The 14,000-nt window shown below is 65.7% G+C and carries 10 protein-coding genes; 4 read left to right on the top strand and 6 right to left on the bottom strand.

The features are described 5' to 3' along the window. Positions 1–18 precede the first annotated feature (18 nt). Positions 19–1,854 carry an SLC13 family permease gene (locus AB4099_RS15420; protein ID WP_441478691.1) on the top strand — a complete coding sequence of 612 codons (1,836 nt, stop codon included), beginning with the start codon at positions 19–21 and terminating at the stop codon, positions 1,852–1,854. A 942-nt stretch (positions 1,855–2,796) separates the two neighbouring features. Further along, positions 2,797–4,014: an MFS transporter gene (locus AB4099_RS15425; RefSeq protein WP_441478692.1), complete on the top strand. Its 1,218-nt coding sequence runs from the start codon at positions 2,797–2,799 to the stop codon at positions 4,012–4,014. A gap of 123 nt (positions 4,015–4,137) precedes the next feature. Here the strand turns inward: AB4099_RS15425 and kce are convergent, their stop codons facing one another. The 5 genes from kce to AB4099_RS15450 form a co-directional block, all read right to left on the bottom strand. Beyond that, a complete protein-coding gene (gene kce / locus AB4099_RS15430; protein ID WP_441478693.1) occupies positions 4,138–5,070 on the bottom strand; it encodes a 3,5-dioxohexanoate:acetyl-CoA acetone transferase in 933 nt (310 codons plus the stop codon). A 34-nt stretch (positions 5,071–5,104) separates the two neighbouring features. After that, complete coding sequence (locus tag AB4099_RS15435) at positions 5,105–6,043, bottom strand: 3-hydroxyacyl-CoA dehydrogenase (RefSeq protein WP_113516997.1); 939 nt, start codon at positions 6,041–6,043, stop codon at positions 5,105–5,107. Positions 6,044–6,099: 56 nt separating this feature from the next. Then, positions 6,100–8,625 carry a branched-chain amino acid ABC transporter ATP-binding protein/permease gene (locus AB4099_RS15440; RefSeq protein WP_441478694.1) on the bottom strand — a complete coding sequence of 842 codons (2,526 nt, stop codon included), beginning with the start codon at positions 8,623–8,625 and terminating at the stop codon, positions 6,100–6,102. Positions 8,626–8,632: 7 nt separating this feature from the next. Further along, complete coding sequence (locus tag AB4099_RS15445) at positions 8,633–9,514, bottom strand: branched-chain amino acid ABC transporter permease (RefSeq protein ID WP_441478752.1); 882 nt, start codon at positions 9,512–9,514, stop codon at positions 8,633–8,635. 198 nt (positions 9,515–9,712) lie between these two features. Further along, positions 9,713–10,978 (bottom strand): ABC transporter substrate-binding protein, encoded by a 1,266-nt coding sequence (locus AB4099_RS15450; RefSeq protein ID WP_441478695.1) that lies wholly within the window; start codon positions 10,976–10,978, stop codon positions 9,713–9,715. A gap of 118 nt (positions 10,979–11,096) precedes the next feature. Here AB4099_RS15450 and AB4099_RS15455 point away from each other — a divergent pair, with 118 nt between their 5' ends. Both AB4099_RS15455 and AB4099_RS15460 read left to right on the top strand, forming a co-directional pair. Beyond that, a complete protein-coding gene (locus AB4099_RS15455; RefSeq protein WP_441478696.1) occupies positions 11,097–11,861 on the top strand; it encodes a GntR family transcriptional regulator in 765 nt (254 codons plus the stop codon). Positions 11,862–11,918: 57 nt separating this feature from the next. Continuing rightward, complete coding sequence (locus tag AB4099_RS15460) at positions 11,919–12,695, top strand: SDR family oxidoreductase (protein ID WP_441478697.1); 777 nt, start codon at positions 11,919–11,921, stop codon at positions 12,693–12,695. Between the two features lie 94 nt (positions 12,696–12,789). Here the strand turns inward: AB4099_RS15460 and AB4099_RS15465 are convergent, their stop codons facing one another. Next, complete coding sequence (locus AB4099_RS15465) at positions 12,790–13,995, bottom strand: mandelate racemase/muconate lactonizing enzyme family protein (RefSeq protein WP_441478698.1); 1,206 nt, start codon at positions 13,993–13,995, stop codon at positions 12,790–12,792. Positions 13,996–14,000: the final 5 nt, after the last annotated feature.

Raw genomic sequence — 14,000 nt, forward strand, 5'->3', positions numbered from 1 at the left:
CAATAGGGAGCTGAGCGATTGAGCCCGATAGCCTATACCGGCACCATCATCGCCGTTGCCGTGGTCTTGTTCATCTGGAACAAGATTCCCGTCGTTCTGGTCGCGATGGGAGTAGCGCTTGCCCTTTGGGCGACCGGGGTCCTGACCCTGCCCCAGGCTCTGGGCGGTTTCGGCGACCCCGCCGTCATCTTCATCGCCTCGCTCTTCGTCGTCAGCTCCGGGCTCGAGGTCACCGGCGTCACCGCCTGGGCAGGCCAACTCCTGATCAAGGGAGCGGGCGAGGAAAGTCGAACCCGCCTTCTAATTCTCACCATGATTCTCGTTTCGCTGCTGACCGCCGTGATCAGCCTCAACGGCGCCGTCGCTGCATTGCTGCCGGTTGTTGTCGTCATCGCGGTGCGGCTCAAGCGCAATTCTTCGCAACTGCTGATGCCGCTGGTCTTCGCCGCGCATGCGGGTTCGATGCTGGCGCTGACGGGAACTCCCGTGAACGTGCTGGTCTCCGAGGCCAGTAGCGATGCAGGGATGGGCAGCTTCGGCTTCTTCGAATTCGCGCTGGTCGGCGTGCCGCTGCTGGCGGGCACGATGGCGATCATCATCCTCTTCGGCCAGCGCCTGCTGCCCGAGCGCAATGGCGCGACCATGCCCGCCGATTTCAGCCGGCATGCCAAGACGCTGGTCGAGCAATACGGCCTTGCCAGCGGCATCTATCAGATGCGCGTGCGTGCCAGTTCGCCTTATCTCGGCGCTGCGCCCGCCAGCATCGACCTGTCGGCCTATCCGGGGCTGCAGCTGGTCGCCATTCAGGAGGGCGAAACCGCAAGCCCCATCCGCCGCTCGGTCATTGCCGATGGCGATCATCTTTTGGTTCGCGGTGAGGCTGACGCTGCCGCGACACTGGCGGCGGAGATGCATCTCGCCTTCCGTGAGGAGGCAAAGCAGGGGCAGGGCGCGGAGACGCTGTTCAACCAGCGCTCCGGTCTGGCCGAAGTCGTGATCCCGCCGCGCTCCGGCCTGATCGGCCAGACCGTCTTCCCTGGGATGGTCACCGACAGTGGCGATCTGATCGTTCTGGCCGTGCAGCGCGCGGGGGCGGAACTCGCCGCCGCGAATGCAACCAAGGATTCCGGCGGCATCGTGCTGCAGGCCGGCGATACGATGCTGCTGCAGGGCACCTGGAAGGCGCTCGACGTCCATCTCGACGATCCCGATGTCCTCGTCGTGAGCTCGCCCGAACTGGTGCGCCGTCAGGCCGTGCCGATGGGCCCCGGCGCGAAGCAGGCCGTCATCATTCTCGTCGCGATGGTTCTGCTGCTTGCCACAGGCGTCGTCCCGCCCGCCGTCGCAGGTTTGCTGGCTGCAGGCGCGATCATCCTGTCGGGCATCATGAATGTCGAGCAGTCCTACCGCGCGATCGGCTGGACCACCGTGATCCTCGTCGGCGCCATGATGCCGCTCTCGACCGCGATGGTGGAAACCGGTGCGGCGAAGCTGATGGCGGAGCGGCTCGTCTATATGGTTGGCGATGCCGGGCCCGTCGCATTGCTTGCCGGACTGTTCGTGCTGACCGCCGTCATGGGGCAGTTGATCAGCAATACCGCGACTGCGCTCATCGTCATTCCGATCGGGGTCGCTGCGGCCGCCAGCATGGGGATTTCGCCGCGGCCGGTCTTGATGAGCACGGCAGTTGCCGCGGCCGGAGCCTTCCTCACCCCGATCGCAACGCCGACCAACCTGATGGTGATGGGGCCGGGTGGCTATGCCTTCAGCGATTATTGGAAGCTCGGCCTGCCGCTGCTGATCTGGTTCTTCGTGGTGGCCGTCTTCATCGTGCCGCTCATCTGGCGCTTCTGAATTCTGCCCGATCGCCTGGCGTTTTCGCCGATCTCGCGGTCAAAGCGGGCGGAGCAGGAACGATCGGTCGCGACAGCGGCCGATCGATTGCCTGGCGTGGTAATGCGTCGGGCCGACATCTGGCTTGAGGCTAAGGAGGATCAATTGGTTGATATTCGCGGAGCGGCACTGGCTGCTGGAATGGTTATCGGAGCACTGTGTTCGGGCACTGCCTTTGCTGCCCCGGTTTCTTCGAGTGGTAGCGTTGCCACCAATCCCGGCGTCGAACTCGCACAATGGCACCGTTCGCCCCCGCGGCATGTCGCGCCACGCCATGGCCGCTGCTGGTGGGAAAACCGGCGCGTGCGCGACCATCGTGGTCGCTGGGTCGTCCGCCGCGTGCAGGTCTGCCGCCGCTGATCGAACCATCCGGGGCGCGCCCCCGGACCACTGCGGGCGGTCGCCGCGCAGGGATGACGCGGCGTAGTGTCGTATGTCCAGCTGGCCTTGGGGCCAGGATGCAGACGCCGAGAAGCGCCAAGAACTCCCACGCTTCTCGGCGCACCACATCTGATCGGCAGGAGCTGCCGCTACCCCGGGCTCAAACTCCGAACCGCACCGATCCAGGATGTTCCGGCCTTCGGGCGTCGCTCGATCCTCCGAGACAGTGGCGTGTGATGACAGTGTCGCCGGCTGTCTTGCATTGAGAGCGATGTCGCGATGGATGCACCGATAACCCAAGCACCCGTCACCCCGCTCTTCTGAGCCACGTCCCTCCCTGAAAGATGCTGCCGAAAGAGCGGCCAGAACGGCCGATCCGCTCGGAATCCGGCGATATCGAGCATCTTGTTCGGTCGGCGCGGGGTCAAATCACATAGCCCCCGTGCTGCTAATTGCGGTGCCCGGGACGGTCTATCGCCGATTTGGGCAGCCGATGACGATGAAAGGGGTCTGCGCAAGCCGATGACCAATCTGCCCGTCGGCACTCCAGGAGGCCACGCCCCATGCCAGAAGCCACCGCCCGACCAACAGCATGCATTGCTGCGTATTCTCGGCCTCGCCTGCTTCGGCTCTTCGCTCGGTGTGTTCCTGTTCGACCCGGTGCTGCCCATGCTCAGCCGGGATTTTGCGGTGCCGCGGAGCCAGGTTGTCGCGATGGCGACGGCCTTCGCGCTCGCCTATGCCCTGGCACAGCCGATTGCCGGCGCACTCGGCGACCAGCTCGGCAAGTTGCGGGTGATGCGCTTCTGCCTGGGGGCGAGCGCACTTGGAACATTGCTCGGGAGCGTGGCCCCCAGTTTCGAGCTGCTGCTCGCCACCCGGCTTGTCGTCGGCTTCTTCACAGCCGGCACATTCCCGCTGTGCTTTGCCATCCTGGCGGAGCGGATCGCACCCGATGGACATCAGGAGGCTTTCGGCAAGGCCAGTGCGGCTTCGGTTACAGGGTCGCTGGCCGGGGCCATTGGGTCCGGCTTTGTCGCCGATGCGCTCGGCTGGCGCGGCAGCCTGCTCGCGGCCGGCCTGATCGGTCTGACCTGTTTCGCTGTCGTGACGGTGGCGCTGCGCGATGCCCGTGACGCCTCGTCATCGCGCGCGGGGTTCGGCTCGGCGTTCTCTGCCTATCGCAGGATTCTGGGGCTGGCGAGCGCCCGCCGCGGGCTGGGGCTTCAGCTGGCCCTGACCGGGCTGACACAGGGCCTGTTCCCGCACATCGCCTTTCTCGTCGGGGCCAGCGCCTCGACCGTCGGCATCGTGCTCTCCGGCTTCATGATCGGCAGCATTGCCTATGGAGTAAGCCTGCGCCGCACCCTGCGCTGGATAAGGCCGACGCACCTCACTCTGGTTGGCGGGCTGGTCATGACGCTCGCCATGGCAAGCCTGAGCGCCCATCTTCCCTGGCCGTTCCAGTTCGGCGCATTGCTGGCATTCGGCTTTGCCTATCGCAGCGCCGCCATTCCGCTCCAGACCTATCTTGCGACCCTCACCCCACATACGCAGGGCGCCATGATGGCGCTGCACTCGATGGCGGCGATGCTCGGACAGTCGGTGATGCCGCTCATCTATGCGGCAGGGTTCGACAGGGCCGGCATCGTGCCGACCCTGATTGTCTCGGCAAGTCTGCTAGGCCTCGGCGCCGTCGCGGTTGCCTCAATCATGCATTCCAGCAAACGCTCCCGTTGAACGGGATCGCCGGGGGCGTGAGGGACGATGCATCTTCCGTGGCTGCAGATCGAGGCGTTTCGCGCGGTCAAAATGACCGGCCGCATGTCGGCGGCAATTTCGAGACGGCACCAGCCGCGCCGCTCAAAAGGCGACCTTGTCTGCCCCCTTGAGCTGCAGAAGCTCGCGGGCATCGTCGGGCGTCGCCAGCTCCAGTCCGAGACCTTCGATGATCATCCGCGCCGCCCGGACCTGTTCGGCGTTGGATTTTGCCAGCTGCCCCGGCCCGATCCAGAGCGAATCCTCCAGGCCGACGCGCAGGTTGCCGCCCATCGCGACCGCCATCGCGGCGATCGGCAGTTGGTGACGCCCGGCGCCCAACACGGACCATTGGTACTGGTCGCCGAAGAGCCGGTCAGCCGTGCGCTTCATATGCGCGACATCTTCCGGATGCGGGCCGATGCCGCCGAGCAGCCCGAAGACCGACTGGACGAAGAAGGGCGGCTTCACCAGCCCGCGATCGACGAAATGCGCCAGCGTGTAGAGATGCCCGATATCGTAGCACTCGATCTCGAAGCGCGTGCCGTTCTCGGCGCAGGTCGTCAGGATATTCTCGATGTCCTGGAAGGTGTTCTTGAAGATGCGGTCCTTCGAGCCTTCGAGATAGGGCTGCTCCCAATCATGCTTGAACTCCTTGAAGCGGCTCAGCATCGGATACAGCCCGAAATTCATCGATCCCATGTTGAGCGACGCGACCTCGGGCTTGAAATGGGCGCAGGGTCGCAGGCGCTCCTCGACACCCATGGTCGGCGCGCCGCCCGTGGTGATGTTGATGACGCAGTTGCTGCGCTGCTTGATCACCTTCAGGAAGGGCTCGAAAGCCTCGGGGGACTGGTCCGGCTTGCCGGTTAGGGGATCGCGAGCATGGACATGCACAAGCGCCGCCCCCGCTTCGGCGGCGCCGACCGCAGCGTCGATGATTTCATCGGCGGTCACCGGTAGGTAAGGCGACATTGAGGGCGTATGGATCGCGCCGGTCACCGCGCAGGTGATCATGACTTTGCGGTTCTTGGCCATGGCGGGCTCCTTCAGGCGAGCTGGATGGTGGAATTCAGGCGGGTTTGTGTGCGGCAGCGCGCTTATGGGCTTGCAGCGCGGCTAGCCGCGTGTCGCGCCAGTCGCTCAGGCGTTTCACCCGCTCGGCCGATTGCGTTCCGGGCCATTCGCTCATGACCGTGGCGACGGTTTCCGCGCCAAAGGGGTCGCCGCCGACGGCCTGCGCAGCCATGGTCGCGATGGAGGCGCCGTAACGGGCGCAGTAATCGGGAATGCCGCCGGGCGCATTGAGCTCGATCGTCTCGAACGGCCCCATGAAGGACCAGCGCAGGCCGAGCCCGTCGCGGATCGTCTTGTCGACGTCTTCCGCGCTCGCGACGCCCTCGCCGACGAGGCGAAAGGCCTCCGCCAGGAGCACCGCCTGCAGGCGATTGAGGACGAAGCCCGGCTTCTCCTTGCGCAGGATGATCGGAACCTGCCCGGCCTGTTCATAGATCGCCTTGGCCCGGGCGAGGACGGCCGGGTCCGTCCAGGGCGCTGGCGCAAGCTCGACGATCGGCACGAGATGAGGTGGATTGACGGGATGGGCGACGAGACAGCGCGCCCGTCCCGCGAGCGTCTCGCTGAAGACCGACGCCATGATGAACGAGGTCGAGGAGGCGAGAATCGTTCCCGCGGCGGCAAGCCTGTCCATCTCGGCAAAGAGGGCGCGCTTGGTTTCCACGGCTTCCGGGCCGTTTTCCTGCACGAGCTCGGCGCCCCTCAAGGCATCCGCCAGATCTGAGGCGACACGGATGCGCGCGAGCGAGCCCTTCGGGTCCTCGACGAGGCCGTGGCCGGAGAGCTCCTGGAGATTGCGGCCGATATGCGCGCGCGCGGCCTCGGCCGCTTCGGGCGCGACATCATGCAATGCGACGTCGAAACCATGGCTGGCGAAGATGGTGGCCCAGGCACGGCCGATCAGCCCGGAGCCTATGATCGCGATCTTGGTCATGCGTGTTGATCCTGCGGGAAGCGGCGAAGGGTGGGACAAGAGTTAGGCAGGGGGGCTCACAGCCAGAGCACCTGCCGGCGTAGCGCGAGGTCCTGGCTGAGAGCCTTCGATGGGCCGACATGAGTGACCTGGCCGCGCTCGAGCACGACCGTGCGGTCCGATAGCGCCAGGGCGAGGTCGAGATGGTGGTCGACGATCACGATCGCGATCTCCTGTCTCAGCTTGTCGAAGGCCTCGAAGAGTTCTTCGACCACGGCCGGGGCCAGGCCCTCGAAGGGCTCGTCCAGTAGCAGGACCCGCGTGTCACCGGAGAGCGCGCGTGCCACCGCCACCATCTGCTGCTCGCCACCGGAGAGGTAGTCGGCCGGAGAATGCCAGCGCTGCTTGATGCGGGGAAAGAAGGCGAAGATCTTGTCGTCTTCCCAGCGCGTGCCATTGCCGGTCAGGCGCTTCAGGCGCCCGAGTTCCATATTGTCCTTGACGCTCATGCCGGCGAAGAGACCGCGCCCCTGCGGCACATAGGCGATGCCGGCGCGCGCGATCACGGCCGGCGGCAGGCGCGCGATACCGGCTCCGGCCAGATCGATCGTTCCCGTGGCGGGCGGTGCGATGCCGGTGATCGTCTTCAGCAAGGTGGATTTGCCGGCGCCGTTGCGGCCGAGCAGCGCCACGATCTCGTTTTCATGCACGTCGAAGCTGACATCGCGGAGAATGTGGCTCTTGCCGTAATAGGTGTCGACGCCGGAAAGCCCGAGCAGGACCTTCTCTCCTGCCGCACTGGGGCGCGGCTTCTCGGCCAGCGCATGCGCGCCCGAGCCGATATAGACCTCCTGAACCTGCGGGGAGGAGCGCGCATCCTCGACCGTTCCGTCGACCAGCACGCTGCCCTCGTTCATCACCGTGACATGGTCTGCGATCTGGAAGACGCGGTCGATATCGTGCTCGACCAGAAGCACCGGCAGGTCGGTCGAGATCGACTTGATCAGGTTGCCGACGCGCTCCCGCTCGGCTGCCGCGAGGCCCGCGAGCGGTTCGTCCAGGAGCAGGACGCGCGGCCTGGTCGCAAGTGCGAGGCTCATGTCGAGCAGACGCTGGCCACCATAGCTGAGCGAGCCGGCCTCGGCGCGCTCGATCCCGCGCAGGCCCATGGTCTCGATGACCTGGCGCGTCTCGTCCAAGACCTGTTCCAGCGAGCCAGCCGCCCGCCAGAAGCCGAAGCGCTCCGGAGCGCGTGCCTGCACGGCGAGGCGGACATTTTCGGCGACGGAAAGCGATGGGAACAGATTGGTGATCTGGAAGGCGCGGCCGATGCCCGCGCGAGTGATCGCTTCGGGCGCGAGGCCGGTGATTTCGCGCTCGCGCAGGCGAACCTCGCCGCTATCCGGCCGGAACTGGCCCGAGATCAGGTTGAAGGCCGTCGTCTTACCGGCACCGTTCGGGCCGATCAGCGCATGCAGCGACCTGTCGCGTATCGCGAGATCGACGCCCTCGACCGCCTTGATGCCGCCAAAGCTCTTGGCGAGGCCGGTAGCGGTGAGGATCGCGCCCTCGACCCAGTCCTGCGGCTTCATGAAATCCGGGAGCGTGACTGCGCCGACCTTTCGCGCCGACATGGCCGCATCTTCGGCGGCCTGTTTGCGGAAGGGCCGCAGCAGCCGCTCGCCGACGCCAACGAGCCCCATGGGCGAGAAGACGATGAAGCCGACGAAGAGCAATCCGAACCAGAACAGCCAGTTCGGGGTGAGGCTCGAGAGATAGTCGCGGAAGATCACGAAGAAGAGTGCGCCAAGCGCTGGCCCCAGGAAGGAGCGCATGCCGCCGATCACCACCATCGCCAGCAGCTCGCCGGAGAAGGCGACCGAGATCGGGTCGGCCGAGGTCATGCGGTTGTTGAACAGCAGCAGCGTGCCGGCGAGCCCGGTCAGGGCCGCCGAGACGGTGAAGGCGACGAGCTTGTAGCGGTTCGCCTGGTAGCCGAGAAATCGGGCGCGCTGTTCGTTCTCGCGGATCGCGACCAGAACGGTGCCGACCGGCGAGCGCTGGAAGCGCCAGAGCCCGTAGACCACTGCCATGCCGATCAGCGCAACGAGGATGTAGAACGGCAGGGCTTGATCGAAATCGACCCCGGCAAAGAGCGGGCGCTTGATGCCGCCGAGGCCGTCCTCGCCGCCGGTCACGGCGGTCCAGCGAAAGGCGACCGAATAGGTCATGGCGGCGAGCGCCAGGGTCAGGAGCGAGAAATACACGCCCTTGCGGCGCAGGATCAGGGCGCCGAATGCGAAGGCGAGCACACCCACGAAGACCACGGCGAGCAGGACCGGTAGGGCGAACTGGCCGGGCAGCCAGTTGCGCTGGATCAAGCCCGCGGCATAGGCGGCGAGCCCGAACCAGGCGCCATGGCCGAAAGAGACGAGTCCGGTCGTGCCGACGAGAATGTTCAGGGCCATGCAGGCAATGGCGAAGACGACGATCTCGGTCGCCGAGGTGGTGCCGAGCCCGATGAGGTGCATCAGGAAGGGCAGGGCGGCGAGGCCGATGGCGGCAATGAGGAGAGGCGCGCGGTCGCGCTGAGCGGCTGTCATTTTGCCCTCACTCGAAGCGCTGGATGCGTTCGCCGAACAGGCCGCGCGGCCGGAACAGCAGGACGAGCAGCATCATCAGGTAGATCACCGCGGTCGACCATTGCGTGAAGCCGAGGCCGATGGTGATGCCTTTGACCACACCGACCATCAGCGCCGCCACGACCACGCCCCAGAAGGAGCCGAGCCCGCCGATGACGACGACGACGAAGGCCGGCGTGATGATCTCCTGCCCCATGGCGGGATGGATCGAGTAGATCGGCGCGAGCAGGACGCCGGCCAGGCCGGCAAGCCCGATGCCGATGCCGGCCACAGCCATCATGTAGGGCTGCAGCGAAATGCCGAGCGCACCGACCATGTCGGGGTTCTGCACGCCGGCCCGGACGACGCGGCCGAACGCGGTGCGCTGGAGCAGGAACCAGAGCCCGAGTACGCAAGTGGCTGCGATCAGGAGCAGCAGCGCGCGGTAGCGCGAATAGATGAACTCGCCGAGGACGATCTGGCCGCGCAGCGCCGGCGGGATCGAGAACGAGAGCGGCGGTGCGCCGAAGATCATGCGCAGGGATTGCTCCGCCACCATCGCGAGTCCGAAGGTCAGCAGCAGGGAGAGGATCGGGTCCGAGCGGTAGAAGCGCTGGAACAGGCCGCGCTCGACGACGATGCCGATCAGCGCCACCAGCACCGGCGAGGCGATGATCGCGCCGCCGAAGCCGATATGAGGCGCGAGCACGATCGTGAGATAGGCGCCGATTGCATAGAAGGCGCCATGCGCGAGATTGACGATGCCGCCGAGCGAGAAGATCAGCGACAGGCCGAGCGCGATCAGAAGGTAATAGACGCCGTCGAGCAGCCCGTTCAGCACCTGCTGGATGAAGAGAATGAGCAAGGGGATGCCTTTGCTTGATCGACAGGGCCGGGCAGGGGCGCGTCGCGCCCGAGAGGTTCAGGAGGCGCCTTCATCCCGGCCGCAACGAAGCGGAGTGCCGGGACCGACCCCGGGGCGCCGGGCTCCGTGATGAATTCCGGATCGGTGCCGCTGGAGCGACCGGTCCGGAATGACGGCGGGGACCTGGCAGGGGCAAAAGCGCGCTCAGCTCATCTTGCAGACTGCCTCGTCGCCCGTCGTCGCGATCACTTCGAGGCTTTCGTTCGGTCCCGGTACGGGGGGCGAGGAGGTGAAGAGATCCCACTGGTTCTTGACCTGCGCTGCCGGCAGCGCCGTGATCGTGTACATCTCGCTCATCAGCTGGTGGTCCGAGGCGCGGAAATAGCCTTCACGCGTCTTCATGACGTCGAATTTCGCGCCCTTCTCCCAATGCTCGAGGATCTTGGCGGTGTCGGTGCTCTTCAGCTCGTTCATCGACTGGGCCATGATCTTCACGGCCATGTAGTCGCCCCAGGCCTGGTTCTCGGGCGGCTTGCCGTATTTCTTTGTGAAGGCGGAGACGAAGGCCTTGCTCGCCGGCGTGTCGATCAGGTGGTGCCAGACGCAGGGCCAGACGCCGCCAAAATTGTCCTTGCCGGCAGCCCAGGCGAGCGCCGTGTCGAAGCCGAACCCAGCGACCGGGAAGGTCAGGCCGAACTCGGAATACTGCTTGAGGAAATTGGTGATCTGGTTGCCGGCGAGGTTCGAGATCACGATGTCGGGCTTGGCGGCGCGGATTTCGATCAGGAGCGCCGAGAAATCTGTCGCATCGGTCGGCACCAGCTTGTCGGCGGCGAACTGGCCGCCATTGGCCTCCATGAAGCGCTTGGCGACCTTGAGCAGGTCATGGCCGAAGGCGTAGTCGGCGGTCAGCGAGAACCACTTCTTGCCCTTGACCAGCCCCTGCACCATCAGCGAGCGACCGCAGCTCTTCACATACATCGAGTTCTGGTGCTCGACATGGAACATATAGCGGTTGCAGCTCTCGCCGCGCAGGGCATCGGAATTGCCGCCGGTGTTGACGAAGAGGATCTTGTTGCGCGCCGCGACCTGCGAGATCGTCAGGCAGGAGGCCGAGGAAATCTCGCCGAGAATGCACGCGACCTTGTCACGCTCGATCATGCGCTCGGCCTTGGTCGAGGCGGTCTGCGGATTGACCGAATCCTCCTTCAGGGCCTCGAGCTTGCGGCCGTTGATGCCGCCCGCAGCATTGATCTCCTCGACGGCGAGGTCGACCGCCATGACGCCGTACTCGCCGAGCGGACCGAGGAAGCCGGTGCGCGGCGTCAGGTGGCCGAAGCGGATGGCATCTGGCGTTTGCGCCAGGATCAGCGACGGACTTGCAATCAATCCGGTGGCGGCACCGGCTCCGAGGCCGGCAAGGGCCTGACGTCGTGACAAACGAAATTTCGACTGCTGATGGTCTGCCATTGCGTTCCTCCCAGAACGGTTCCGCGCTTCGCGCTGGAGATTGTCGACCTGCTGTCAGCTCTGCTGGCGGCTTGATATCCACTTGTCGTGATCTGTGATCACAGTTAGGTTGGCAGACATGGTTGCCCCTGTCCAGTCCTTCGCGAATCCGCCTGCCGACGATGGGATCGGCGATGTGTCGGCTGGTCGTGATCCATCCGCGCTCGATGAGGTCAGGGCGCTGACGCGTGAGACCCTGGGCGAGCGCGTGACCGGGGAGTTGCGGGCGCTTCTCGTCGCCGGCCGGCTCGCTCCGGGCGAAAAGCTCTCGCTGCGGCGTGTCGCGGAGGCTCTCGGTGTCTCGATGATGCCGGTGCGCGAGGCGGTCAGCCGGCTTGCAGCCGACGGTGCATTGGAGGTGCTGCCCGGACGCGCCGTCCGCGTTCCCGTGCTGCGACTGGCACAGTTTCGCGAACTGACCCGTCTGCGTCTGGTCGTCGAGGGCTTTGCGGCCGAAGAGGCGGCAAAGGCTGCGAGCGAAGCCGAAATCGACGAGATCGCCCAACATGAGGCTGCGTTCCGGCAGGCGGCAAGCGCCGATCCTCCAGACGCCGCAGGCGCAGTCGCAGCCAACCGCAATCTGCATTTCGCGCTCTATGAGGCTGCACGCATGCCGACCTTGGTCGAGATGATCGAGCGGCTCTGGCTCAAGGCCGGCCCCATCCTCAATCTCGATATGCGCCACGAACCGCGTCGCCTCGATGGCGGCAGCGCCGTGGTTTCCCACGCCGCTCTGCTCGATGCCCTCCGGCGCCGGGATCCGCAGGCTGCAAGGGCCGCGCTGGAAACCGATATCGCTGCGGCCGCGGCTCATATCGAAAGCACCGGCGACCTGGCGCCATAGTCCGGGTTCGCCGCAATCTGAGAGGCGCTACGGCGCGGGCATCGGGGGGAGACGACAATGGATTTGCAGATCAAGGGACTGCGCGCTCTGGTCACGGCTGGCGCCAACGGCATTGGCCGGGCGACGGCGCGTGCCTTTGCGGCAGAAGGCGCCAGGGTCCATATCTGCGACGTCGATCGCGAGGCCCTGGCAGCGATGGCGGCCAGCGATCCGGCGATCACGCAATCGCTCTGCGACGTCTCGGACCGCGACGCGGTGGCCAACCTGTTCAAGGAGGCGCTGGCGGCACTCGGCGGGCTGGATTGCCTGGTCAACAATGCCGGCATCGCCGGGCCGACCGGCCGAGTCGACGAGATCGACCCCGCGGACTGGGATGCCTGCGTTGCAGTCGATCTGACCGGTCAGTACAACTGCACCCGGCTCGCCGTGCAGCATCTCAAGCAATCCGCCAATGCCAGCATCGTCAATCTGTCGAGCCAGGCCGGCAAACACGGTTTTCCGCTGCGTTCGCCCTATGGCGCGGCCAAATGGGGTGTCATCGGCTTCACCAAGGCGATCTCGGCGGAGCTCGGCGAGTTTGGAATTAGGGCCAATGCGATCTGTCCCGGCCTGGTCGACGGCGCCCGCATCCAGAGCGTGATCGCCAATAAGGCGCGCAGCTTCAACATCTCGCATGAGGACATGACGCAGCGCCTGTTCGCGGGCGTCTCGATCAAGCAGTTCGTCGACCCGAACGACATCGCCAAGCAGATCGTCTTCCTGGCGTCCCCCTTCGCCAAGACGATCTCGGGTCAGGAAATCTCGGTCTGCGGTGACACGCGCATGCTCAGCTGAGGCGGGCAGAGCAGCGCGGCAAGATCCTTGCTGAGTCCCGGCCTCGCTCGGAGGCCGGGTCGGATTGCGATGACGGGCGCGCCGATGCCGAAGTTCAGACGTCGGAGAGGCGGCTGAAGCGCACGATAGCGTCGGCGCGCTTCTCCAGCCCAGGGAGCAGCTCTAGTCCGAGGCCAGGTGCGTCCGATACGGTGATCATGCCGTTCTCGGCTTTGGGCAGGTCGGTGACCAGCTCGGTGTACCAGCCGGTATAGAAGGCGCGGACCGATTCCTGGATCAGCGTGTTCCGTGCATGCATCGAGAAATGGCACGATGCCGCGTACACGACCGGGCCGGTGCAGTCATGCGGGGCGACGGGCGTGTGCCAGGCCTCGGCCATGCCCGCGATCTTGCGGGCTTCGGAAAGACCGCCGCACCATGACAGGTCGAGCATGACGACCCCGGCCGCGCCGCTCTCGAGATAATCCCGGAAGGAATGGGTATAGGCCAGCGTTTCCGAGGCGCAGACCCAGGCCTTGGAGTGGCGGGCGTATTCGCCGAGGTCGTGGACATTGTCGAGGCGGAACGGGTCCTCGTGCCAGTAGGTGTCGAACTCGGCCAGGCGCTCTGCCAGCTTCTTCGCCATGGGCAGGCTCCAGAGCGAGTGGAACTCGACCATGATGTCCATCTTGTCGCCGACCGCCTTTCGGATCTTGCGGAACGGCTCCAGCGCGGTGTTCAGCTCCTGAGGCGTGATGTCCCAGCCGGCCGAGCGTTCGGCCGCGATATCGAAGGGCCAGATCTTCATGCCGGTGATGCCCTGCTCGAGCAGGGAATGGGCGAGCTCGTCGGCGCGATAGAGGAAGCCCTCGAGATCCTCATAGGGGCCGCCCTGCTCGCCGACATGCCAGTTGGCGACGGCCTGAGAGCGCGCATCGCGAATATATTTGTAGCCGGCACAGGTGTTGTAGGTGCGAATCGTATCACGCGTCTTGCCGCCGAGCGCGACGCTGACCGGCTGGCCGATCGCCTTGCCGTAGATGTCCCAGAGCGCGATATCGACGGCCGAGTTGCCGCGCGTCTCGACGCCCGAGCCGCGCCAGCCGAGATAGTTGTTCAGGCTGGCATTGCGCGCCTCGATCTGGAGCGGGTCCTTGCCGAGCAGCTTCGGCGCCACGGTCTCGTGCAGATAGGCTTCGACCGCCGCGGCGCCCATGAAGGTCTCGCCGAGGCCGACGACGCCCGCGTCGGTGTGGAGCCGCACCCAGATGATGTTGCCGAACTCGGTCAGGCGGATGGTTTCAACAGCAGTGATTTTCATGAGGT

This window comes from Allobosea sp. 2KB_26 (assembly GCF_052115715.1).
GTDB lineage: Bacteria > Pseudomonadota > Alphaproteobacteria > Rhizobiales > Beijerinckiaceae > Allobosea.